This is a genomic window from Rhodopirellula sp. MGV (assembly GCF_002251265.1).
Lineage (GTDB): Bacteria > Planctomycetota > Planctomycetia > Pirellulales > Pirellulaceae > Stieleria > Stieleria baltica_A.
Genome location: NZ_NPDI01000020.1, coordinates 123,388 through 144,936, shown reverse-complemented (window position 1 = coordinate 144,936; position 21,549 = coordinate 123,388). Strand labels below are relative to the sequence as shown.

The window sequence follows — 21,549 nt, the reverse complement described above, 5'->3', positions numbered from 1 at the left end:
TGCCGTTTCGTGCGGACCCGAATTTGGACATTTGACGTCAGTCCTAGTGAACTGACGCCTAGTCACCGGCGTCCGCATCACGATACAATCTGCAGACGATTCGGATGGTAAGCGAATTGGTGAGCAGCTTCACTGGAACTGAAGTACCCCGTAAGGGGCTGCGGGTTCGAGTCCCGTGCCATCCGCTCTCTCTACTCTCACGACAAACCGGTGCGATGAGACCACAAGCTTTGACAAAGTTCGTCTGGCTGTTCCTCACATCGATTTTCTTAATTGCTGGCTGCGGTGGAAGCACCTCAACAAGCCACGTTCGCGAAATTAGCGAAAGCGATTTTCAGTCAGTCGTCCTGGATTCCAAAGACATCGTGCTCGTTGATTTCTGGGCGACCTGGTGCGGACCATGCAAAGAGCAGGCACCGATTATCGATGAAGTTGCTGCCAAAATTGGCAACGGCTTCGACTTTGTCAAAGTCGACATCGACCTGAATCAAAACCTCGCTTACGACTACAACATTCGCGCGCTCCCAACACTGGCAATCTTCAAAGACGGCAAGATGGTTGGACAACTTGTCGGACTTCACGAAGCAGACCAAGTCCAGATGGCCCTCGAGAAAACTTCCGGGCAGTAACAACCGCCGGACAGTATCCGCCAGACAGTCGTCGAAGACGGCGCATAGTCGCCCCTGGAAGACAATCGCCTTGCGATTCACTGCAGAGTGCTAGAACATCAACCGCCGGACAATTCGTCGGGGTGTGACCTCCCCACGGGCGGTTTGCGTGTTGATTAAGATGGTGAGTACTGACCGCACACCGTCTCTCGCCGAAATGCGAATCGCGAATGAAGCGACGATACTACAAGCAAGTCCGGCTGACCCAGTTTCGAGCGATCGTCAAACTTGCCCACGGCAACAGCTTCACCGCCGCAGCAAAAGCTCTCGAACTCGCGACACCATCGGTTTGGCAACAAGTCCGCGCATTGGAAGACGAATTCGGAGTCGCACTCATTGAATCCGAAGGTCGCTCGGTCAGACTGACCGAACACGGACAACGCTTGGCATCGCTCGCCGAACCAATTGTCCACGGCTTCGATTCAATTTTGGAGCAGTTCGGCGAAGAGACGCAAGCACAACCTCGCCAGCTTTCAATTGCGGCGCCGGTCAGTTTACTGCTGCACGAATTGCCGTCACCGATTCTGCATTACAGCCAAGCTTTTCCTGATGTCGAGCTCAAGCTAGTGGACGTCTCCTCGGCCGAAGCGTTGCGACTGGTGCGTGAAGGACAAGTCGATCTCGCGGTGTTCGGCATGCTCGGCGACAAACTTCCCGCCGGCTTGATCGCTGACCACGTGACGTCGTTTCCATTTCAACTCGTCTGTCCTCCGGACCATCCACTGACGAAGCTCAAACGTTTGACAGTGAAGTCGATCGCGCGTCACCCACTGATACATTCGAGCAACTCAACCAACACGCGAACGAGAGTCGACGAGGTCTTCGAATCCGCCAAGCTACTCGACAAGCTACGCGTGGTTTGTGAAACGAGTTCCAAAGACGTTCTACTGCAATTTGTTCGCAGTGGATTTGGTGTCACGATCGTTCCGCTTAGCAAAACCTTTTCGGCCCTTCCTGATCAAACGAATGAACACACGCTCGAATTCCGTGACGCGTCACGCTTGTTCGGTGCGGAATCGATTGTGGTTGTCCGTCGCAACCATCGCTACGAAGCCGAACACCAAATCGCGTTTCGTGAGTTCATTGTCTCAAGCGCGATCAACTAAACGCGTTCCAGCGCTGCGCCGCTGCCACGAGCGTTTAGGCCTTGCCTAAAACTGAGTTAGGAACAATTCGCGTTGCAAAAGTTGTTGTGTGCACGCTGAATCGCCAACAATGGCTGCTTGCATTGCTCTGATGCGTTTCGCATCGTGCGACACGCTTGCCCCTGCGCAGATGCAATGCCCATTCATTTTTGCAACTCGCATCATTGGTATGACGCATGCGCGGATTTCAATTCATGCTTTTATTTTCGATGTTGATGACCTTGTCGATCACAGGCGGATGCTCCGACGACGAAGCGACCGTCGCACCTCGCACCGAGGCAGAGATTGAAGAATACAAAAAGGCGGTTTACGGCGCCGAGGAGGAAATGGACGAAGCGGATACCGAAAGCGAGTGAGCAGCACTGGTCAAGCAGTGTTGATGTTCTTTTTTGCGTTGGCTTCAACGTACCTCTTTTCGCAACCAATGAGACCTTTCCATGGATAGATCTAGTCGCCGGAAAACGTTGCAAGGTTTTACACTCGTCGAATTATTGGTCGTGATCGCGATCATCGGAATCTTAGTCGGACTACTTCTCCCTGCCGTTCAGGCTGCTCGCGAAGCGGCCCGCCGAATGAGCTGCAGCAACAACCTAAAACAGATCGGCTTGGCAATTCACAATTACCATTCGGCATTCAAACAAATGCCGATAAACGGTACCGGCCCGACTCAGTTCGACAACGATGATTGCTGCACTAACGCGGTCACGGGACCGACTTCACCACCCGCCGTTGCGAACAGCCGCAACCTACTGAGCTTCCTGGTTGGCATCACCCCATACGTCGAACAGCAAGCGATCTGGGATGAAGTTTCCAATGCCCATGTCGACAAGAACGGTCGCTATTGGCCTGCTTTCGGACCGGCCCCCTACACCGTTGACTTTCGCGCATGGAACGTCGATGTGCCAACATTCCGCTGTCCCAGCGACCCCGGACGCGGCCTACCCGCACTGGGACGAACCAATTATGGATGCAGCTATGGTGACAGCATGTTTCGCACGCAGTACGGACAAAACTGGCTTGGCGGTGGTCGATGGCACTATGGCGATGCGGTCCTTCGCATGAACCAAGTCCGTGGGTCATGCCGTGGAATGTTCGTCCCAAGTAAGAGCAGCCGATTCCGCGACGTCCTCGACGGCCTCTCGAACACGATTATGGGCGGGGAAATGAATACTGACCTCGGTGATCGCCAGATCACAACGACAGGGTCACGCGCCAACGGGCGAGACAATTTGCTTGGCAACCCTCGCTGGTGCTACGACAACAACCAAATCGATCCCGAGCGTCCGAAATTCTGGGCGAACACCGGAGTCGATTACACAGGGATCGCTACGATGCGAGGCTTCCGCTGGGCCGACCAACGCCCGCTCTACAGCACGATCGCGACGATCCTCCCGCCGAACAGTGAACTTTGTCTCATTGCAAACCACGGTGGCATGGGAGCAATGCCACCAAGCAGCCGGCACCAAGGCGGGGCACATATCATGATGGGAGACGGTGCTGTTGTCTTCATGTCAGACTCCGTCGAAGCCGGAAACTCTCGCGCCCCCGTGCCGTATTTCCGCAACAACGCGAATCAAAACTCAGTCGGATTCCCAAGCCCTTATGGTCTTTGGGGCGCGCTGGGAACACGTGCAATGTCAGAAACCATCGACGAAGACATCGGGCAATAGCCCAGCGAGTACTTACAAAGCTGGAACCACAAGCAGAAAAGGCAACGGGGCGACCGAATCCCACGGTCCCTCGTTGCCTTTCGTTTTCTGCGGAACTTGCATTCCCGCGATCAATTCATTGCCGCTGGCGGCGTTAGCTTCCGATACCCTCCGGCGTCGCCCAGTAGCCACCACGTGAATGATCGAAACGCAGTTTTTGCCCACGAAACGACTCATCAAACCCCTTTGACGCTTGGAAAACGGGATGCCCGCCAATATACGTTGCCACCGGCCATCCTTGTAGCGTGACTTGATCCCATGGGCTCCACTTCGCCTTCGTATGCTGCTCCGCGTCGCGAATCGTCCGTGACTCCGCTAAGTTCACGAGCACTAGGTCTGCGTCGTACCCTGGTTCGATCCGGCCCTTCCCAACCATCCCCCAAACACGCGCGGGCGCGTCGCACATCCAAGATGCAACTTGAGTGATTTCGCAGCGGCCGGCACTGACTTCGTTCAACATCAGCGCAAGCGAATTCTCAACAGCGGGCAGGCCAGATGGACTTTGCGGGTAGGGCTGCGACTTTTCCTCGAGCGTGTGTGGTGCATGATCGGTCGCAATGACCTGAATGCTTCCGTCGAGCAATGCTTGGTAAAGCCCCTTGTTATCGGCGGCTGTTTTGATTGACGGGTTCATCTGGATCCGCGAACCCAAACGCGCGTAGTCATCCACGTTGAAAAACAAGTGATGCAAACAAACTTCACTGGTGATGTAGGGCGCCCCGTCAGCGACCAATGGAACCTCTGCTGCCGTGGAAACGTGCAAGACGTGGAACCGGTGCTTGTAGCGGCGAGAGAGCTCGGTCGCACGCCGCGTGGCGTTGATCGCAGCGTTCTCATCACGAATGTTTGAGTGATCTGCAATGTTCGTCGTCCCAGCCAGTCGCTCGGCATTTGCACGAACCGTCGTCTCGTCTTCGCAGTGGGCACAGATAGGAAGCGTCGTCTCGGCAAAGATTCGCTCGAGGGCCTCCTGTTCATCAACAAGTAGATTCCCGGTGCTGCTGCCGATAAAGATTTTGATACCAGGAACGTCTTTGACCGTGTTCAACTCGTCGACATTATCCGGGGTCGCACCGATATAGAACCCGTAGTTGACCAAAGACTTTTTCGATGCGATTCGCTCCTTTGCGCGGACGCCTTCGGCGGTGACGGCTGGCGGTTTCGTGTTCGGCATTTCCAAGAAGGAAGTCACACCGCCCGCGGCGCAGGCTCGGCTTGCCGTTGCCAAATCTTCCTTATGCGTCAGCCCTGGATCACGAAAGTGAACTTGGTCGTCAATCACACCCGGCATGAGATGCAATCCATCACACTCCACGACACTATCGGCGGAGGCATGATCACCAGCGTTCACGTCAACAATCTTGCCATCCTCGACGACCAGAGACCCCTGGACTACAGAGTTTGGAAGAACGATGGATGCATTTCGGAAAAGTGTGCGTGACATACGGCCAGCCTGCTTGTGTTAGAACCAAATCGAGAAACTGATTCCGCCGAATCAACTTCTCGACTTAGCCTAACGGCAAAGCTGACCAACGCGAAGTACGGGAGCAACTCCGCGGCACAAGTCGCTCTGTTGCGTCAAGAACTAGCGGATCAAAGCACGCAACGTATTTGCGACGGGGCGTCCGGGCACGCGAACTTCATAGCCACCGTAGTTTGAATAGAAACCGTAGGGTCGTGTCACGACAGGCGTCGTGACCACGGGACGGTTCACAACCACTGGGGGAACGGCATACCTCGGGTACGAGTATCCGTATGTTGGATACGTGTAAACCGGCGTGACCACGGGGCCGGCTATTGGAACGACTGCAGTTGGCGCTCGTAGGGTGACGTATTGCGCGTGTGCTTCCGAGGCGACAGCGAAGGTTGCGAGAACCGCCATGACCATTAGTAAACGTTTCATTGCTCTCTCTTTTGTGGGGGGATTGAGTCGGGACCTGAACGAGAAAACCGCCAGCCACTCCCAATCGATTCACCGGAAACACCTGACTCGGTCCATTATTCGCTAAAGACAACCGAGGCAGTGCAGCTTCGGTGCCAACTGATGAAATCTCACTCAATCATTTGAGGATTACCAGGTCGACTGCGTGATCAGCAATCAGTGAGAAAGGCGATTGACCTCTTCAAACCAACTCACTTTTTACGCATTCGCGTTTCAATGGCTTTGTCCAGTGTATTGTACGGTGGCGGATCCCCTTTGAGCCAAGTCAGCTGATAGACTTCCGGCGCCTGCTCTGGAATTGACAGCACGTCGCCATGGAAATCCAGTTCACCAAAGACCGTGACCTCCAACGCGTCTTCGAGAAAAGCGATTGACTTGATTCGAGTCCCGATCGGCAACTGAAACGTCATCGAGCCCTTTCCATCGCCGACCGTATGCAACGTAAGACCGTCCAAAGAACGGTCACCGTATCGGAACATCTCTGGCTGGATTTGCGCCACCCTCGACTCTCCGTCGAAAATAATGGATCCGCCCCCAGCGGCCCGCTCCAACATTTTCCTCACTTCCCATTCTGGCAACAATTCTTCCGCCTCGGCCACGGGAAGCAATGTGTCTGCTTCCACTGCGCGATCAAAGACATTGCGAATGGTCATTTGTCGATTTCGCAATTGTGCAGACCAAAATGCGCAAATGGCCGCCACGCAAAGCGGAACAAAAATAGCGATTGTCCGGAGTCGAAAGCTTGCCATGCTACATTGTACCAAACCTTCGTTATGCCATTTTTGCAGCCACCGAACGCGGTTCCGTTGGCCTATTGCCGGCGGCGATTGGCGGAAGTTCTTCGCTTTTCAACATTGCGTCTGACACTTACCCTGCACTGTTGCACCACTCAATGCATCCCCATCAACAGGAACTGAACGATGAAACCACGCCGCTGGCTTTCCACCTCCGTCGCGATGATGACATTTGGCATTTTGACATTCGCGACGCTCCCCACGGCCTCCGCTCAACTGGGATCGTTGTTCTCCGCACTCAATCCTGTCGAAACGATTGACGTCAAAGACTTGAAAGCCAAGCTGGACCGGCAAAAGACGCTCGAGGACAAGGCCAAGGAGGAGAACCAATCGGTCAAATCGCCATTTGTGCTGGTCGACGTCCGATCAGATAAAGAGATCGATGTCTCGATGATTCCCGGCGCGATTACCAAAGCGCAGTTTGAGAAAGAGTCTCAGAAGTACAAAGATAAAACGGTCATCGTTTATTGCTTGAGTGGCGGCCGCAGCAGTCGATATGCGTCGCAACTTCGCGACGAAGGCTTCGACGTCAAGAACTTTAAAGGCAGCATCCTGGGCTGGTGCGGTGCGGAGCTGCCGGTGGTCACCCCGGAAGGCAAAGCGACGAACCGCGTCCATGTCTTTAGCGACCGCTACAAAATCCCAAGTCGCTACGAAGCGATTACGGACTAGCTAGCCGGGCGGGGAATACTTCTGTGATCAGCCGCACCGACGGCGTTAGTGCGATCGCTGATCCTCGCAAAAAAGGCTTGCCATCGGAGCAGGCATTCACGCAATCGCCAAGCGTTCGGCGCTTGGTCGACCTTTGCAATTGAGACGCCACATCCCGTTTCTGCATTGACTATCCTGGCGGCTGGTTGACTGACGACTATCGCCGTTTCGACTGCCGCGAGGATTCAATGCGACGCTTTGGCTGTTTACTGGGATGTTTGATCGTGTGTGTTTTCACACCGACCACTCAGGCCCAAACGACTCGAGAGGCCCGTCCGACGGTCGGGCTACGCACCAACCCGGTGCAAATCACGCTGCTTCAAAACGCGACGGTCGTTCGGCGGCCGGGCAGCGTCGCAACTGAAACTTCGATCTTGGTCGATGGCCAATCGATCATAGCGGTCGGCAAGGATTTGACGCCGCCGGCGGGTGCCCTCGTTATCGACTGCAGCGGCAAAATGATCTACCCTGCATTCATCGACGCTTACAGTGAAATCGACGTCGACGAAATCCCCGACGATGGCGTCAAACATTGGAACGGCTACATCTTGCCACGTCGGTCTGCTGTCGCGGCGGCAAGCAGTGTCTCGCAATCAGACGCCTTTCGCAAACAAGGAATTGCGGTTCGGATGGTCGCCCCGCGTGGCGGCATCATCAAAGGTTCCAGCTGCGTCGTAACGCTTGACCGAGACAACGGCGGCAGCTTGCTGAAAGAAGACGTCGCACAACACGCACAGTTGACGATCCCGCGTGATCGTCGCCGCGACGGCTATCCGAATTCGCCGATGGGAGCGGTCGCGTTGCTGCGACAGACCTTGCACGATGCGAATTGGTATGTCAGCGCCCAAAAGGCATGGGAAGCAAACCCAAAACTGTCGCCTCCGGTTCGGAACGATGATTTGGCGTGCTTGGCCAAGAGTCTCACCGAAGGCGTCTTTATCTTGGACGCACAAAACGAACGTATGGCGATCCGAGCTGGCTCCATCGCTCGCGAGTTTTCTCTGCAAGCGATCTTGCATGGCAGCGGACGTGAATACCGCGATGCGGATGCGATCGCCAAGTATGGATTGCCGTTGCTGATCCCTGTCGATTTCCCCAAGCCACCTGATGTGACCAGCGAAGCAGCAGCCGATGACGTCGAACTTCGTGAGTTGATGCACTGGCACTTTGCTCCCGAAAACCCAAAACGCCTCGCAGACGCAGGCGTCACGATTTGTTTGACAACCGACGGGCTGGACAACGCCAAGTCCTATCTTGAAAACGTTCGCAAAGCGGTTGAACGTGGACTCGCCCCCGATGACGCCCTCGCCGCGATGACGACAACGCCAGCGTCACTGCTTGCGATCGATCACGTTGTCGGACAGATCCAACCCGGATTTGCAGCCAACCTATTGATCTTCGATGGCGATCTCTTCGCCAAGCAATCCAAACTGCTGGAAACGTGGGTCAACGGCAACCGGTACGAGCATGCTCCAGAAACAAAAGCCGAAGCATTGGCGGGCAAATGGGAGGCGACCCTCTCTGTCGCTGACCAAGATGTGCCGCTGATCATGGAACTTGTCCAAGACAAAAAGAAATGGACAGGCAAATTCATCCAAGTCGACCTGCCAGAGTCACAACCAGAATCGGATGAATCGGACAGTGATGAATCAGAAAACGAAGAGACTGACGCGAAGGACGAATCAGCGGACAAAACGCCGGAACCGAAACGCGTCGACCTCAAAGGCTTGACGCACGCTACGGATCGAATCACCGCTTGGGCGGACCTCTCAAAGGCTGACGAACGATTGCCCAAGGGTCCGACTCGATTGACGATTGTCACTGCACAGAAGCCGGGCGACGAAGCCCCATCACTGTTTGCCAGCTTGCGATTGCCCGACGGCACACAACTTCATCCGACATGGGAACGTTCCGAACCAGAAGACGATCAAGCTGACGAGAAGGAAAAGAGCGAAAAAGAAGCGGACAAAGCACCAACGTTTCATTCGCTAAAGGAAATCGCGATCAACTATCCGCTCGGAGGATACGGCGTCGAATCGGCGGTGGCTTCACCGAAGTCCGTTCTGTTCCGCGGCGCGACCGTGTGGACCTGTGGCCCAGAAGGCGTTCTGGAATCGGCTGACGTTCTGGTCGTCGATGGCAAGATCCAAACGATCGGGCAAGAACTGAACGCACCACAGGATTGCCAGGTCGTTGATGCCAGCGGCAAACACATCAGTCCTGGACTGATCGATTGCCACTCGCACATGGGAACGGATGGCGGAATCAACGAAGCAGGGCAAGCGATCACCGCCGAGGTCCGCATCAGCGACTTCATCGACAACACCGATATCAGTATCTATCGCCAACTCGCCGGCGGCTTAACGAGTTCAAATATCCTGCACGGATCGGCAAACCCGATCGGTGGCCAGAACCAGGTCATCAAACTTCGCTGGGGCGATTCGATGGAAGCGATGAAGTTCGAATCGGCACCAGCGGGGATCAAGTTTGCGTTGGGTGAAAACGTCAAACGCAGCAACGGCGGCGACCGCTCGACACGCTATCCCGGCAGCCGCATGGGCGTTCCCGAAATCATGAAGGATCGATTCTTGGCGGCAAAGGAATACATGGACGCGCAGCAGCGTTACCGCGAAGGCAAACGTGATGCGTTGCCGCCGCGTTTCGACCTGGAGCTCGAAGCGATCGCCGAGATCCTTCGCGGCGAACGCTGGATCCACTGCCATAGCTATCGCCAAGACGAAATCATCACGTTGCTGGATTTGCTCGATGAATTCGAGATCACGATTGGTTCGCTGCAACACATCCTTGAAGGCTACAAAGTTGCCGATCGCATGCTGGAACATGGTGCGATGGCGTCCTCGTTTTCTGATTGGTGGGCGTACAAGTTCGAAGTCTATGACGCGATCCCGGACAACGGTGCGATCATGCATGACATCGGCTTGGTCGTGTCTTTCAATAGCGACGACCAGGAACTCGCCCGTCACCTAAACACTGAAGCCGCCAAGGCGATGAAGTACGGCGGCGTGTCAGCGGAAGAAGCGTTAAAGTTTGTCACGCTGAACCCGGCGAAACAATTGCGAATCGACAATCGCGTCGGCTCGATCGAAACGGGCAAAGACGCGGACCTTGTCGTTTGGAGCGGACCGCCACTTTCGACGCTGTCCCGCTGTGAACAGACATGGGTCGATGGCCGCGAGATGTTCTCGCTGCAAAAAGATCAGCAGCTACGCGAACGCGACCAAAGCTGGAAAACGTCGCTGATCAATTACATCTTGGCTGGTGACACCGAAACAGACGCTGGCGAAGAACACGAAGTTGAAGAAGAAGATCGCTGGTTGCGATTCGACGAATTCTGCCACGGTCATGACCACGATCACGACCATGCCGAGCACCAACACGAAAGCGATCACGCGGAGGCATTCTAATGAAAACGGTTCTTTCAAACGTTGCGGCAGTCGCGATGATGTTCGCGAGTCTGTCCGCCGCCGCCCATGACCAAATCCCCGGCGCCCCGCAATCCCACCCGATCGCTTTGGTCGACGGCACCGTTCACACCATCGACGGCGAGACGATTGAGAACGGGATCGTTGTGTTTGCCGATGGAAAAATCACGGCTGTCGGCAGCGATGTCGAACTGCCGGAAAACTGCGAATCGATTTCAATCGAAGGCCAGCACGTCTATCCCGGGCTGATGGAGTCGATGTCAAACCTGGGCTTGAGCGAGATCGGCAGTACGCGATCGACGATCGACACCGACGAAGTCGGCAGCGAAAACGGAAACTTGAATCCGCATGTCGCAGTCAATCCGGACAGCGAGTTGATTCCGGTGGCCCGCTCCAACGGAGTGCTGCTCGCTTCGATCGCACCGCGTCGTGGCGAAATCCGTGGCCAAAGCTCGGTGATCCAACTCGATGGCTGGACCAACCAAGACATGTTGCTGGCTGCCGATACAGGTCTGGTTGTTTCCTGGCGAGCCTTTGACTCGGGTAACCGCAACGACGGCGACCGCGCAAAGCAACGCGACGAACGATTGCAACAACTTGCCGACCGACTGGATGAAGCTAGACGCTATGCGGCCGCTCGAACTGCGTCGCCAGAAACCACGCCGACGGACCTTCGCTTGGAATCACTGATCAAGGTCATCGAAGGCAAATGCCCGATGATCGTTGATGCCGATGATCGTCGTGAAATCGAAGCCGCGGTTGCTTTTTGCGTTGGGCAGAATATTCGACCGATCATCTACGGTGGGTACGACGCGCCACAATGCGCTGAAATGCTGAAACGCTGTTCGGTGCCGGTGATCATCCATAGCACTTACCGTCTTCCCGCCCGCCGTGACGATGCCTATGACGCTCCGTACACACTGCCCCTGCGGTTGTACGAAGCCGGCGTGACGTTCGCGATTGGCGGCCCCGGATCTGGCAGCCCCGGTGGCGGATCCGCAGCCGGAAACCTGCCTTATCACGCGGCAGTCGCGGTGGCCTACGGTTTGCCGGCCGATGAGGCGGTTCGCGCAATCACACTTTCCCCCTGTGAGATCATGGGGATTGCGGACCGCGTCGGTTCCATCACGCCCGGCAAAGACGCGACCTTGTTCGTTAGCAACGGCGATATTTTGCAAACCGAATCCAACGTCACTCGCGCGTTCGTTGCGGGTGCCGAAGTCGACTTGGGCAGTAAACATAAAACATTGGCCGAGAAGTACCGCATCAAGTATCGCCGCCAGGGCAAACTGCCCACGCCTTGATGCGAAGTCACGCAACTTATCTCGCTCCGCAAGAGCTCCCTCGAAAGATTTTAGGAAGTATCAAGCAAGGATGAAAATCACGATCGTTGGAACAGGACGCGTGGGATCGGCAATCGCCTTCGCATGCGTCATGAATCCAATTGCCAAGGAACTGTTGCTGATCAACCGGACCCCGGACAAGGCAGAAGGCGATGCCTTGGACCTGCTGCACGCCAGCGCCCTTCGCAACACCAACATGCAGATTCGCTCTGGTGACATCGAAGAATCCGAGGAATCCGACGTCATCGTCTTTACCGCATCGATTCCCTATGGCGGCGCGACACTGAAGACGCGAACCGAACTCGCGGCGGATAACTACAAGTTGCTCGGAGAGTGGCTTCCGGGACTCGCCAAAGCCAGTCCCAATGCCATCTTGATCATTGTGACGAACCCCGTCGACATGCTGACCTATGCGGCGATCAAACTGTCTGGATTTCCGCCAGAGCGTGTGATCGGCACGGGAACGCTGCTCGACAGTGTTCGCTATCGCGCGATGTTATCCGAAAAACTTCAAATCCATTCGGACGACATTCGGGCGTATATCCTTGGCGAACACGGCGACACGCAATTCGCTGCGAAGTCGGTCGCCATGACCGGAGGCGAGCGATTCTTCAGTGATGATGTCACCGAACAGATTTTCCAACGAACCGTCGGCATGGGATACAAGGTGGCCCAGCTAAAAGGCTTCACCAACTATGGCGTTGCGATGGCGACCGTCATGATTCTTGATTCGATCGCCTACGACCTGCGGCACACGATGCCCTTAAGCGTTTTGGTCGATGGGTTCTGTGGGGTCAACGACGTTTGCCTGTCGTTGCCAACGGTGATCGGCCGAGAAGGCGTAACACGGATTCTGCATCCACCGCTAAGCGACGATGAACAGCAATTGTTTCTTGCCTCGGCTGATGCGGTACGGCAAACGATCCGACAAGTCGGGCTGACCTAATACTGGCCTGCTAGGCGGTGAAGTTATTTGACATCGACAGGGCCCATGACTTGATCGCGGCCCGCTCGCTTGGCGTCGTACATCCGTTCGTCAGCGCGGCGCAACAATGCGTTGCCGGTTTCTTCCGCGTCCGGTTGTAAACAGGCAACCCCAAAGCTCGCGGTAACCGGAATCGGATCATGATTCGAACGGAATGGATCCCTGCGAATTGCTTCCCAACATTGCTGGGTTAACGCCAACGCATCACTCGCGTCGGTGCCGACAAGTAACAAGCTAAACTCCTCACCACCGTAGCGGGCAACGAGGTCGTCCGGGCGGCAGGTTTCGATCAACCGTTGCCCGAATTCACGCAGCACCGCGTCACCCACCAAGTGGCCGTATTGATCATTGATGCCTTTAAAGTCATCGATATCGATCATCACCACCGAAAGCGGGACGCCTTGCCGACGGGCCGCCGCGATCGACCGATCGAGAGTCTCCAGAAGGTACCGTTGATTCATCGCGCCGGTCAAAGCATCGCGGGTCAGCGCAGAATACAGTGTCTCGTGATACTTTGATTCGACACTTCCGGCGGAAAGGTATTTAAACAAATACATCCCCAGGCGAATGGTGTCGCCGGAAATCAAGCGATGACGTTGCACTGACTGGTCAGCAACAAAGGTCCCACTGTCGCTGGAGAGATCCTCGATTTCAAATCCGCTTTCGACGCGACGGATCCTCGCATGCTGTGGAGAAACGCTCGGGTCTTGCAGCACCAAATCACAGCAGTCGTCACTGCCGATCAACAACGCTTCGTCCCGAATCAGCATCATTCCGTCGACCACATCAGCCGGGTAAATCTGTACCAGGCAGGCGCGACGTGGTGTTGCCAAATCAGACTCGTCATTCATCAAGCGGGATCTCAATTGCCTACTGCGACACGATTTTGGGGCGGCCACCGCGCCCCGCGATGACATTTTGTCGGCAATCTTGTTTCGATGCCATGGTGGGGGCACTATCCGTAGCGAACGCTTTGGCTTGGCTGAACACCGCGTTCTTGCATTCGATGCAGGATCCCAAGCTTTTGTAACCCCAGATGACAAACGAAGGCTGGGTTGGTTGTCAGGTAGCGTTTCCACAAACGTCGTGGCTCGCAAACCAGCCGATACAGCCATTCCAAGCCACGCCGTTGCATCCAGGGAGGAGCCTGTGAGAGCAAACCGGCATGAAAGGCAAAGGCCGCACCCACCGCGATTTGCGGCATTTGAATCTTATCCTTCATCTCAAAGGCGAAGACTTCTTGTCTTGGGCAACCGAGTCCGACAAAGCAAATCCCCGCGCCGCTGGAATTGATTTCGTCCGCCAAAGCGTCGGTTTCCGACTCGGACAACGTCCGGAATTGGCTGGCTTTCATCCCGGCAATCTTCAGACCGGGGAACTTGCGTTGCAGTGTCTCTGCAAAACGATTCAGCATTTCGTCCGTTGCCCCGAACAGAAACACGGAAACGCCTTCGTCAGCGGCGGCAGCGCATAATCGCAGCGTCAGCTCCGGACCATAGACGCGATCGGATAGCTCACATCGATGCAACCAGTTCAGCGCCCATCGGACGGGCTGTCCGTCGGGGCAGACCAAATCAAAGTCGCTTAACCGATGTCGGTGTTCGTTATCGCCGACGCCAGTCATCACGCCATGAACCGCCAATGCAGTCACCGTAAACGGGCGTCGCTGCTTTGCAGCCTCAATGACGTTGGCGACTGCGGCTTGATAGTCAATCGCGTTGACACCGATGCCAAGTATGTTGCGTTTCCCCTGGTCAATCATCGTTCGCGTCGATTCGAAAAGTGTGGCGATGGGTTGGCTGAAGATTCATCCAAGCGTTCGATCTGGTTTCGCATCGTGCAAACCTCAAAGGTTTCTGCATACAAGGCGAGCGCCCACCGGACCAGCTCCAGTTTGTCGGCGCGTGCGGTTTTCATCCCTGGGAAATACGCCATGTCCTGATCATCTTCGCGTCCCATAAAGTCGGGTGGATGCAACAGAAGCGACGGCGGCGTTCCCGTCGAACGACACAGTCGGAATGCCGTTCGCAAATACGATTTCGCAACAGCTGTCGAAAAGCTTGCCAGAAATGTGAAGTAGCTGAAGTGAATCGGCGTTCGCAACCAAGGCATCACTGTGACAGGAATTTCCCAGATCGATTCGCTAGCGACCGAACGGACAAAAGGTCGATTGGGATTTCGCATCGAAGCAAAACCGCCATAGAGCTTTTTCGCCTTCTCTTTTTGCTCCCCTTTCAGCTTCGCCCGGGCCAAGAAAACAGCCCGTGCGATAGGCGCGATCGAAGTCGGAAAGATGGATGCGTCATAGCGGTACCCATGACGCAACAAAACGTCCAAGACTTCGGGCGGGCAAGAAAATCCTGGCCCTCGGAACCCGACCGCTTCGGCATCCAAGGCGGACAACAAGCGGTCGTGCGTCGTAACAATTTCGCATTCGATCTCTGCCGGATCCATTGTGTGCATCCAAGGCAGATGGTTCAGCGAATGGTTCGCCAATTCGCAGTCGCCAAGTTGCCGCAGCGAATCGATCGCCTCGACGTCCTCCTCGCTTTCCAGATCACGACCGACAACAAACGCCGTCAGTGGCAGACGAAGTTCACCCAAAATATCGGTCACTCGCCGCAATGCCATCGGCAGATAACTGTCGCACGACTCCCAATTTTCACGCCCGGCGGCACGCAAGTAAGCCCATTTGTTGTCGACATCGATCGACAGGCTGGCCAGCGGTCGCCGTGACCGTGTTTGCGGTTCAGACATCTCGGCCCCCGCCGCATTGCTCGACAAAGTCCGCGATTGCTTGAATCGCCCCTGCCGCTGCCCACCTTGGCGTGCAATGGGCGATCGACTGTCGGCAACGTGATCGCATATCAGCCATCGCTGTGTCCGACAGCTCAAAGTATTGATCGAGTGCGTTGGAAAGTGACTGTGTTTTCTCAGGGTCGACTTGGCAAGGGTCATACTGCCAACCGTTCACCCCGTCCCGAACCAGCGTGGTAGTCGCCTGGGCATAGACGCTGCCGATAACGGGCAAGCCAGCTTGCAACGCTTCGTTGACAACGAGCAACCATTCGTCGGCCAGAGTCGGTGCGATCGTCGCGCCAACGCTGGACATCTCGCCAGCCAGCTCTCCTGCGGACAGATTCCCGAGGGAACAAACACGTAGGTTGTCAGGGGCAGAAAACGAATCGACTTGCTCGCGATTGGGCCCGCTGCCAGCCAATCGCAGCTCAACCAGTCGCGTCGGATTCCGCTGACAGTATCCGGCAAGCTGATCAAGCATCGGCATCACGCCTTTGCGATCGCTAAGCTGCCCCACATACAGCAATTTTGATCGCACATCAGATTCACGCCGACTGACAGAACCTTGGTAGGCGGTGCGATCGTCGGCCGCATAGGACAAACGATAGAGCTTTTTTGGATCGGCACCGACACTGTGCAGATAGCGTTCGCAGGAGGGACCATTGAACGTCATCGCGTCAGCGTTTCGAACCAGATATCCCCGCAGCTTCGATCGCAGCGCACCGCGGTTTTGTTCGGTATGCTCGCTCATGTAAGTGCACAAGATGCTTTTGCAATCCGCGTTGCGTTTGCAATAGCGGATCGCACCTAGCGAGCGTGCCCCCAATTCCAACGACATCACCACGTCAGGCCGCAACCGCGAAAGCTGGGCTGAGGTGTCATAGGGAAGGTGGACGTACAACGGATCGACAAAACCGCCAATCGCGTCGCCTGATTTTGCGCTAGCGGGATGTTTCCAGCGCCGGCGTAAAGTCAACGTTTTCTGGACCGTGACATCCAATGTTCCCCAATCCGGCTTGAAATGCCGATTGGGTTCGATTGGGGTACTGATCAGCACATGAAAGTCACGAACACTTCGGGCGATTTCTTCCAGAACCCGGACTTGGTAGAGCGGAATATAGTGCGTCAAGAAAACGACGCGTGCCGGAAGCGGGGCATGATGCCGCGTTACACGATCATTCGCCCCTGCACTTGGCATCGGTGTCACGGATTCCGAAGACACTAATCACTCCCTCGGCCCATCAAGGGAACGACGGTGGTCCGGGCAAGCAGTTGCAAGTCCTGCCATGTGGTGGCGTGGTCGACGTACTGAAGATCCAGCCGCATCCAGTCATCAAATGTTGGTGCGGCGGCCTTATTGACTTGCCAGTGGCAGGTCATGCCAGGCTTGACATCGAGTCGTCTTCGGTGCCACCCGCTGCATGCCCGGCTTTCTTTCCAGGGCAACGGACGTGGACCGACCAACGACATCTCGCCGCGAAGCACGTTGATCAATTGAGGCAATTCGTCCAGGCATGTCTTACGCAGAAACTGCCCAACCAGCGTGACGCGCGGATCGTACTTGATCTTGAATGCGGGTCCGTCGCGATGACTCGAAGCAATCAATTCGCTTTGACGAATCTCTGCATCCACGGTCATCGTACGGAGCTTAAAAATAACAAATGGCACACCGCCACGGCCTTCACGCACCTGGCAAAAGAACACAGGTCCAACACTGGTGACCTTGATCGCGACCGCACAAAGCAACAACACCGGGGCAAATACAATCAAGCCAACCGCAGCGCCGACGATATCAACCAATCGCTTTGCAAACCGCCGCACCGGCGACGGCCCTCGTAAGATGTCTGCCGCATACCAATCCGGCACCGAACCGCTCGTCCGCACCAAAGGCTGTCTGTCTGTGGCTGTCTGCGTTGGAGAAGTAAGCGACGTGCGTTTCGTAAATGAACGAGGCATCGCCGCCGTTGAACTGACATCAGTCACGACAGCGACACTCGACGCCTGATCGAGCGATGCTTGGCTGAGCGACTGTGTGGGATAATCAAACCGAGTCCAATTCGTTTCTTCGGTCTCGACACTACGGTCAGCAGCTCGCCGTCCATCCGCAGAAGACGCCGCAGAGGGATCATCGGAATCGAAGCCTTCTGGATCATACACCTCGAGCGTCAGACTTGCGTTGAGGCCTTGAACTTCGCAGAGATCCTCGATTCGGTCGAGTGCCGCACGGCCACCCATTTCCGGAGTATCCACCAACAGAACGGCAAAACGTGTTCCGCCAAAATCAGCCTTGTGATCGGTCAGTCGCAGATGGCGATGCAGAAGCTGGATCAGCAGACGGCGACGGCGTCGCAGTTGTTCCCGTCCATTCAGCTGAATCCTGATAACACAAAACGGAATCGCCCGCCGAACGGCGCGAATACGCTCACGCGTGACTTCACGATTGAACTCCGTCTGCGTCAGCAGAAACGAGTTGCCATCGCGAACTCTCGCGGAGATCGATAGTCGGGTTAATAACTTGCCAATCACAGGGCAATCCAATGCTCTCTAATTCCTCGACAACGGCAGTCGTTGGCGGTGTCGAGGTCTCCCTTTTTCAGCGAACGCATGCCGCTCAGCAGCGTTCGTTTCTTCGTCCAGTTGTTTTGTCATGTTCGATCGCCAGACAACGCATGCAACTTGCATGAGTTAACGTGGCAATACCGGCGTTGCCGAATCAGCCACTTGGCCGTTTGCTTCGGGGGCATCCTCGCCGTGGCCCGCGTGAATCCGATTCCACGAATCCTCCACCGCCTTTCGTTCGACGACCTCGTGCACACGAGCGTCCGAATCGCTGGCCAGCGGATGGCGAAGCATCGCTTGAAACAGCCCGAGAGCCGCCCCAAGACAGGCACCGACAACTGCCAGCAAACTTCGTGGTGGGCCCGTCTTCTTGAGATTCAACGAAGCGTCCTGAATGATCGTCACATCGGACAGCTTGTTTTGATCGAGTTCATTGATGATGCGTGCCTCTTCGAGGCTTCTCGCATGTCGTAGCAACGACTCTTCGGCAATGTCTGCTTCCCACTTCAAGCGAGCAATGCGAACGGCGTCTTTGTTGAGCGTTAGCAAATCGTTCTTCGCTAGCTCCAATCGTCCATTCAACGATTCGCTTTTCTGTTTCAGTCCGTCGGCCTTGGCAGTTGCCAGTGCGAGCTCGGATTGGATCTGCTGCCAAAGCGGATTCAATGCTTCGCGGCGAAGCTCTCGATCGATCGACTGGTCATCGACGATGTCTTGGCTACGCGACATTTTCTGTTGCAACAATCGATAACGTGGGTGGTCAGGCTTGATCGTTGCGAGCTGCTCACTCTCGACGACTTGCTGGTCAAACAGTTGCGTCTTCATCGAATCGCTAGCCGCGTTCGCTACACCACGGGTGACTTCCATGGGAATCCACTCCTCCGTGCCAGCCAACTGTGTACCAAGTGAATCACGTCGCTGCTGCGCCTCGGCCAAGTCGCTTAGTGTTGCATCTAACGAAACCTGAATCGCGACGATACGTTCGCGAAGTGTTGTTTCGGCAGATTCGATACTCGTCCAACCGGCTTCGCTGCGAGCCTGCTGCAAGGACTCGCGAGCTGTCGTCGCGACCTCGCGGCTTTCGGCTACTTGACCCTCAAAAAATTGCAATGATCCGTCGCTTCGGTGTGCCTCGACGTGATAGCTCTTGTACTGATCGAGGATCGACTGAGTGATCTGTTGAACCAAGAAGGGGTCGGGGCCGGCACAGTCGATGGCGATTGTGTAGCCGTTTTTGGGAACATTGACCTTCAGCCAACTACGCACGCGTTCGACCGCTTCTTCATGGCGAAGTTGATTGGCGTATTGTTCGCTTTGAAACTCGGACGGTCGGGCAAACAGATCAGCCAAAGATTGCTTTGCCCGATCGATCCAAGACCGAGGCTGCAAGATTTCCTCCGCTCCCACGTCCTTGACCGCCCGCTCGGCAATCTCGCGACTGGTAATCATCTCGGCAACACTGAGCACTTCGGCAGAACGCGTTTCTTGAATCGAAACTGCGCCACCCGCGTTCTGGGCGGTGGGGTCAACGGTAACTGCTGCACGACCTAATCGGACATACAACATGCCCTCGCTGCCGTAGCGGTTCGGTAGAACAAGCAACGCCGCGCACGACATCGCCGTCACGACGAAAGCAACAACGATGACAGAGAACCAGTGCTTTCGCGCCGAGCACAAAAGATCCGCTGGCGTCATGACAGTCCACCCGCTTTCGCGATCGCGCACTGGAGAAGCCGCCGCCCGAATTCGACTACCGTTGCGCTGGCCAACATGACGACCATTGCGGCCTTCATTTGGATCGACAACATTTGAATTCATGTTCCTAGTGCGTCGCTATTGAAAGAATTGTGTTTTGCCAAATGCGGGCAAAACTTTTGCGAATCCGACAATTGTCTTCACCCTCTGGGCGTACAAACCGTCGGATTGTTCTGACCCGTCCTCGCGCCCAAGACTAGTCATCAAAGCGAACGGTTCCAGTCGGCGAATCGTGTTCACTATTTGTAGTTAACGAATGACAGAATGTGGTAATAGTTGAGACGATTTTAACACCTATGTCACCTTCCGCCCCCCAAAGCTCAGGCAAAGACGACTAGGCTTCCTTGCCAAACACTAACTCTTATGAATTAAAGCCATGCCCCCAACCGCCCACACTCCCAACGGCGAACCCCCACACCCTCTCCCACGCACCCTTGAACCCGAAGCGATGGACAGCGAGGACGAAGCGCGCGAGTACCTGAAGATGGACCATGCGACCGTCAACAACGCCTTCGTTGATGACTTGATCGCCAGCGGACCGGTCGGCACCAAGGTGATGGACCTTGGATGTGGCACGGGCGAAATCCCAGTGCTGCTCTGCCAACGCCTGTCCGACGTCCAAGTGATGGGCGTTGACATCGCGATCGAAATGCTGGACGTCGCCCGTCTTGAAGTGGAACTGGGAGGCGTACAGGGACGCGTCTTCCTGGAACACGCCGACTGCAAAGCACTCGACCACTTTGAAGCAAACTCGACCGACACCGTCATCTCCAATACGCTGGTGCACCACGTCCCAGATCCGACCGAGGTGCTTCGCTGCGCAAAACACGTGCTTGCTCGTGGAGGAAGACTGTTCATTCGCGATCTCGCGCGTCCACTGACAGAAAGTCGGGTGGAGGAACTGGTGCAACTGCACGCCTCCACCGAGACGCCGTTTGCACAACAGCTACTTCGCCAGTCGCTGCACGCGGCACTGACCATTGACGAGATCGCCGCAATCGCTGAAACCTGCGGCCTCGACAACGCGGAGATCTCGATGACCAGCGATCGCCACTGGACGATGCACTGGACCAAGCCTGCCTAGCAACCTCCGGTTTACCGCGCAATCGCAGTGCCGCCATCTAAAATCGCGCGGCAACTCATCCCACCGGAAAGCGGACCAAACCAAAGCGGGCTGCTGTTGCACAGGGCGCCCGCGACGGCACTCTTTGACGGCGAAAATCGAACGCCCGCACTCCCACCGCGGGGCGATTGCGATGATTTGCCGCGAACCACCCAACAGCTTGGTTTTAGCCTCTGGCGCACTGCGAGAGAGCATCTTGCGGCGACCTGTCGGAGCTACGCCGTACACCTACCGCCACGGCGATCGGCACACCTCTTTTCGGTTAGCCCGTTTGGATGTCTCACTCGGTAAAAAACGAGACAAACGGAATTACTGCAATTTTTGCGCCAAACAACAAACATCCCCACCGGCAAGCGGTTCCGAATGTTCCGCCTATTCCGTTTGTCTTAGCCAGTTTGAGAGACCACCCGCTCCCCACGTCCCGGGGATTGACCGAAAGGGCTCCTCTGATTGCGGACCTGGACAAACTTCGAGCGAATCACCAATTGTTTGTGGCTATTCGCAAAGCTCGAACTTAGACTAGCGACTTATATTTGCTGATTTAGCCGCATTAATGGCGATTGAAATTCCCTT

Annotated in this window: 18 protein-coding genes and 1 tRNA gene; 10 read left to right on the top strand and 9 right to left on the bottom strand. The window is 55.7% G+C overall.

The genetic code is table 11. From position 1 onward, the window contains the following. Positions 1 to 102 precede the first annotated feature (102 nt). The 5 genes from CGZ80_RS06655 to CGZ80_RS06635 all read left to right on the top strand — a co-directional run bounded on the left by CGZ80_RS06655 (position 103) and on the right by CGZ80_RS06635 (position 3,483). Positions 103 to 185: transfer RNA gene (locus CGZ80_RS06655), tRNA-Ser, on the top strand. Positions 186 to 215: 30 nt separating this feature from the next. After that, positions 216 to 629, top strand: coding sequence for a thioredoxin (trxA, locus tag CGZ80_RS06650; protein ID WP_094412598.1), 414 nt, complete (start codon positions 216 to 218; stop codon positions 627 to 629). A 209-nt stretch (positions 630 to 838) separates the two neighbouring features. After that, positions 839 to 1,774, top strand: a complete 936-nt coding sequence (locus tag CGZ80_RS06645; RefSeq protein ID WP_094412596.1) for a LysR family transcriptional regulator — start codon at positions 839 to 841, stop codon at positions 1,772 to 1,774. A 233-nt stretch (positions 1,775 to 2,007) separates the two neighbouring features. Continuing rightward, the gene (locus CGZ80_RS27865; RefSeq protein WP_158222589.1) at positions 2,008 to 2,169 is read left to right on the top strand and encodes a hypothetical protein; all 162 of its coding nucleotides are present in this window, start codon (positions 2,008 to 2,010) and stop codon (positions 2,167 to 2,169) included. A gap of 81 nt (positions 2,170 to 2,250) precedes the next feature. After that, positions 2,251 to 3,483, top strand: coding sequence for a DUF1559 domain-containing protein (locus CGZ80_RS06635; RefSeq protein WP_094412592.1), 1,233 nt, complete (start codon positions 2,251 to 2,253; stop codon positions 3,481 to 3,483). A gap of 133 nt (positions 3,484 to 3,616) precedes the next feature. Here the strand turns inward: CGZ80_RS06635 and CGZ80_RS06630 are convergent, their stop codons facing one another. The 3 genes from CGZ80_RS06630 to CGZ80_RS06620 form a co-directional block, all read right to left on the bottom strand. Beyond that, positions 3,617 to 4,966, bottom strand: a complete 1,350-nt coding sequence (locus CGZ80_RS06630; protein ID WP_094412590.1) for a dihydroorotase — start codon at positions 4,964 to 4,966, stop codon at positions 3,617 to 3,619. A gap of 141 nt (positions 4,967 to 5,107) precedes the next feature. Then, complete coding sequence (locus tag CGZ80_RS06625) at positions 5,108 to 5,425, bottom strand: hypothetical protein (protein ID WP_094412588.1); 318 nt, start codon at positions 5,423 to 5,425, stop codon at positions 5,108 to 5,110. A 230-nt stretch (positions 5,426 to 5,655) separates the two neighbouring features. Continuing rightward, complete coding sequence (locus tag CGZ80_RS06620) at positions 5,656 to 6,117, bottom strand: hypothetical protein (protein WP_143543777.1); 462 nt, start codon at positions 6,115 to 6,117, stop codon at positions 5,656 to 5,658. 267 nt (positions 6,118 to 6,384) lie between these two features. On the opposite strand from CGZ80_RS06620, the gene CGZ80_RS06615 reads away from it, so the two are divergent. From CGZ80_RS06615 to CGZ80_RS06600, 4 genes are all read left to right on the top strand, one after another. After that, positions 6,385 to 6,930 carry a rhodanese-like domain-containing protein gene (locus tag CGZ80_RS06615; protein ID WP_198953640.1) on the top strand — a complete coding sequence of 182 codons (546 nt, stop codon included), beginning with the start codon at positions 6,385 to 6,387 and terminating at the stop codon, positions 6,928 to 6,930. Between the two features lie 227 nt (positions 6,931 to 7,157). Next, positions 7,158 to 10,394 carry an amidohydrolase family protein gene (locus CGZ80_RS06610; protein WP_143543776.1) on the top strand — a complete coding sequence of 1,079 codons (3,237 nt, stop codon included), beginning with the start codon at positions 7,158 to 7,160 and terminating at the stop codon, positions 10,392 to 10,394. Further along, positions 10,394 to 11,716, top strand: coding sequence for an amidohydrolase family protein (locus CGZ80_RS06605; RefSeq protein ID WP_094412582.1), 1,323 nt, complete (start codon positions 10,394 to 10,396; stop codon positions 11,714 to 11,716). Before CGZ80_RS06610 ends, CGZ80_RS06605 begins: the two co-directional genes overlap by 1 nt. Positions 11,717 to 11,786: 70 nt before the next feature. Beyond that, complete coding sequence (locus CGZ80_RS06600) at positions 11,787 to 12,701, top strand: lactate/malate dehydrogenase family protein (protein ID WP_094412580.1); 915 nt, start codon at positions 11,787 to 11,789, stop codon at positions 12,699 to 12,701. 23 nt (positions 12,702 to 12,724) lie between these two features. On the opposite strand, the gene CGZ80_RS06595 is transcribed toward CGZ80_RS06600, so the two are convergent. The 6 genes from CGZ80_RS06595 to CGZ80_RS06570 form a co-directional block, all read right to left on the bottom strand. Next, positions 12,725 to 13,591 carry a GGDEF domain-containing protein gene (locus CGZ80_RS06595; protein WP_158222587.1) on the bottom strand — a complete coding sequence of 289 codons (867 nt, stop codon included), beginning with the start codon at positions 13,589 to 13,591 and terminating at the stop codon, positions 12,725 to 12,727. 104 nt (positions 13,592 to 13,695) lie between these two features. Continuing rightward, positions 13,696 to 14,502: a WecB/TagA/CpsF family glycosyltransferase gene (locus CGZ80_RS06590; RefSeq protein WP_094412576.1), complete on the bottom strand. Its 807-nt coding sequence runs from the start codon at positions 14,500 to 14,502 to the stop codon at positions 13,696 to 13,698. Beyond that, entirely contained in the window at positions 14,499 to 15,497 is a 999-nt protein-coding gene (locus CGZ80_RS06585; RefSeq protein ID WP_094412726.1) for a polysaccharide deacetylase family protein, read from the bottom strand. The genes CGZ80_RS06590 and CGZ80_RS06585 overlap by 4 nt, the downstream gene beginning before the upstream one ends. Next, positions 15,490 to 16,761, bottom strand: coding sequence for a glycosyltransferase family 4 protein (locus CGZ80_RS06580; RefSeq protein WP_233148267.1), 1,272 nt, complete (start codon positions 16,759 to 16,761; stop codon positions 15,490 to 15,492). The genes CGZ80_RS06585 and CGZ80_RS06580 overlap by 8 nt, the downstream gene beginning before the upstream one ends. Further along, positions 16,761 to 18,065: a sugar transferase gene (locus tag CGZ80_RS06575; protein ID WP_233148266.1), complete on the bottom strand. Its 1,305-nt coding sequence runs from the start codon at positions 18,063 to 18,065 to the stop codon at positions 16,761 to 16,763. The genes CGZ80_RS06580 and CGZ80_RS06575 overlap by 1 nt, the downstream gene beginning before the upstream one ends. A gap of 159 nt (positions 18,066 to 18,224) precedes the next feature. Beyond that, a complete protein-coding gene (locus CGZ80_RS06570; protein ID WP_158222586.1) occupies positions 18,225 to 19,793 on the bottom strand; it encodes a GumC family protein in 1,569 nt (522 codons plus the stop codon). Between the two features lie 436 nt (positions 19,794 to 20,229). On the opposite strand from CGZ80_RS06570, the gene CGZ80_RS06565 reads away from it, so the two are divergent. After that, a complete protein-coding gene (locus tag CGZ80_RS06565) occupies positions 20,230 to 20,937 on the top strand; it encodes a class I SAM-dependent methyltransferase (RefSeq protein WP_094412572.1) in 708 nt (235 codons plus the stop codon). The last annotated feature ends 612 nt before the right edge of the window (positions 20,938 to 21,549 follow it).

Coding starts and splice junctions, on each gene's coding strand:
- trxA (WP_094412598.1), top strand. CDS start 216: ATGAGACCACAAGCTTTGACAAAGTTCGTCTGGCTGTTCCTCACATCG.
- CGZ80_RS06645 (WP_094412596.1), top strand. CDS start 839: ATGAAGCGACGATACTACAAGCAAGTCCGGCTGACCCAGTTTCGAGCG.
- CGZ80_RS27865 (WP_158222589.1), top strand. CDS start 2,008: ATGCTTTTATTTTCGATGTTGATGACCTTGTCGATCACAGGCGGATGC.
- CGZ80_RS06635 (WP_094412592.1), top strand. CDS start 2,251: ATGGATAGATCTAGTCGCCGGAAAACGTTGCAAGGTTTTACACTCGTC.
- CGZ80_RS06630 (WP_094412590.1), bottom strand. CDS start 4,966: ATGTCACGCACACTTTTCCGAAATGCATCCATCGTTCTTCCAAACTCT.
- CGZ80_RS06625 (WP_094412588.1), bottom strand. CDS start 5,425: ATGAAACGTTTACTAATGGTCATGGCGGTTCTCGCAACCTTCGCTGTC.
- CGZ80_RS06620 (WP_143543777.1), bottom strand. CDS start 6,117: ATGACCATTCGCAATGTCTTTGATCGCGCAGTGGAAGCAGACACATTG.
- CGZ80_RS06615 (WP_198953640.1), top strand. CDS start 6,385: ATGAAACCACGCCGCTGGCTTTCCACCTCCGTCGCGATGATGACATTT.
- CGZ80_RS06610 (WP_143543776.1), top strand. CDS start 7,158: ATGCGACGCTTTGGCTGTTTACTGGGATGTTTGATCGTGTGTGTTTTC.
- CGZ80_RS06605 (WP_094412582.1), top strand. CDS start 10,394: ATGAAAACGGTTCTTTCAAACGTTGCGGCAGTCGCGATGATGTTCGCG.
- CGZ80_RS06600 (WP_094412580.1), top strand. CDS start 11,787: ATGAAAATCACGATCGTTGGAACAGGACGCGTGGGATCGGCAATCGCC.
- CGZ80_RS06595 (WP_158222587.1), bottom strand. CDS start 13,591: ATGAATGACGAGTCTGATTTGGCAACACCACGTCGCGCCTGCCTGGTA.
- CGZ80_RS06590 (WP_094412576.1), bottom strand. CDS start 14,502: ATGATTGACCAGGGGAAACGCAACATACTTGGCATCGGTGTCAACGCG.
- CGZ80_RS06585 (WP_094412726.1), bottom strand. CDS start 15,497: ATGTCTGAACCGCAAACACGGTCACGGCGACCGCTGGCCAGCCTGTCG.
- CGZ80_RS06570 (WP_158222586.1), bottom strand. CDS start 19,793: ATGACGCCAGCGGATCTTTTGTGCTCGGCGCGAAAGCACTGGTTCTCT.
- CGZ80_RS06565 (WP_094412572.1), top strand. CDS start 20,230: ATGCCCCCAACCGCCCACACTCCCAACGGCGAACCCCCACACCCTCTC.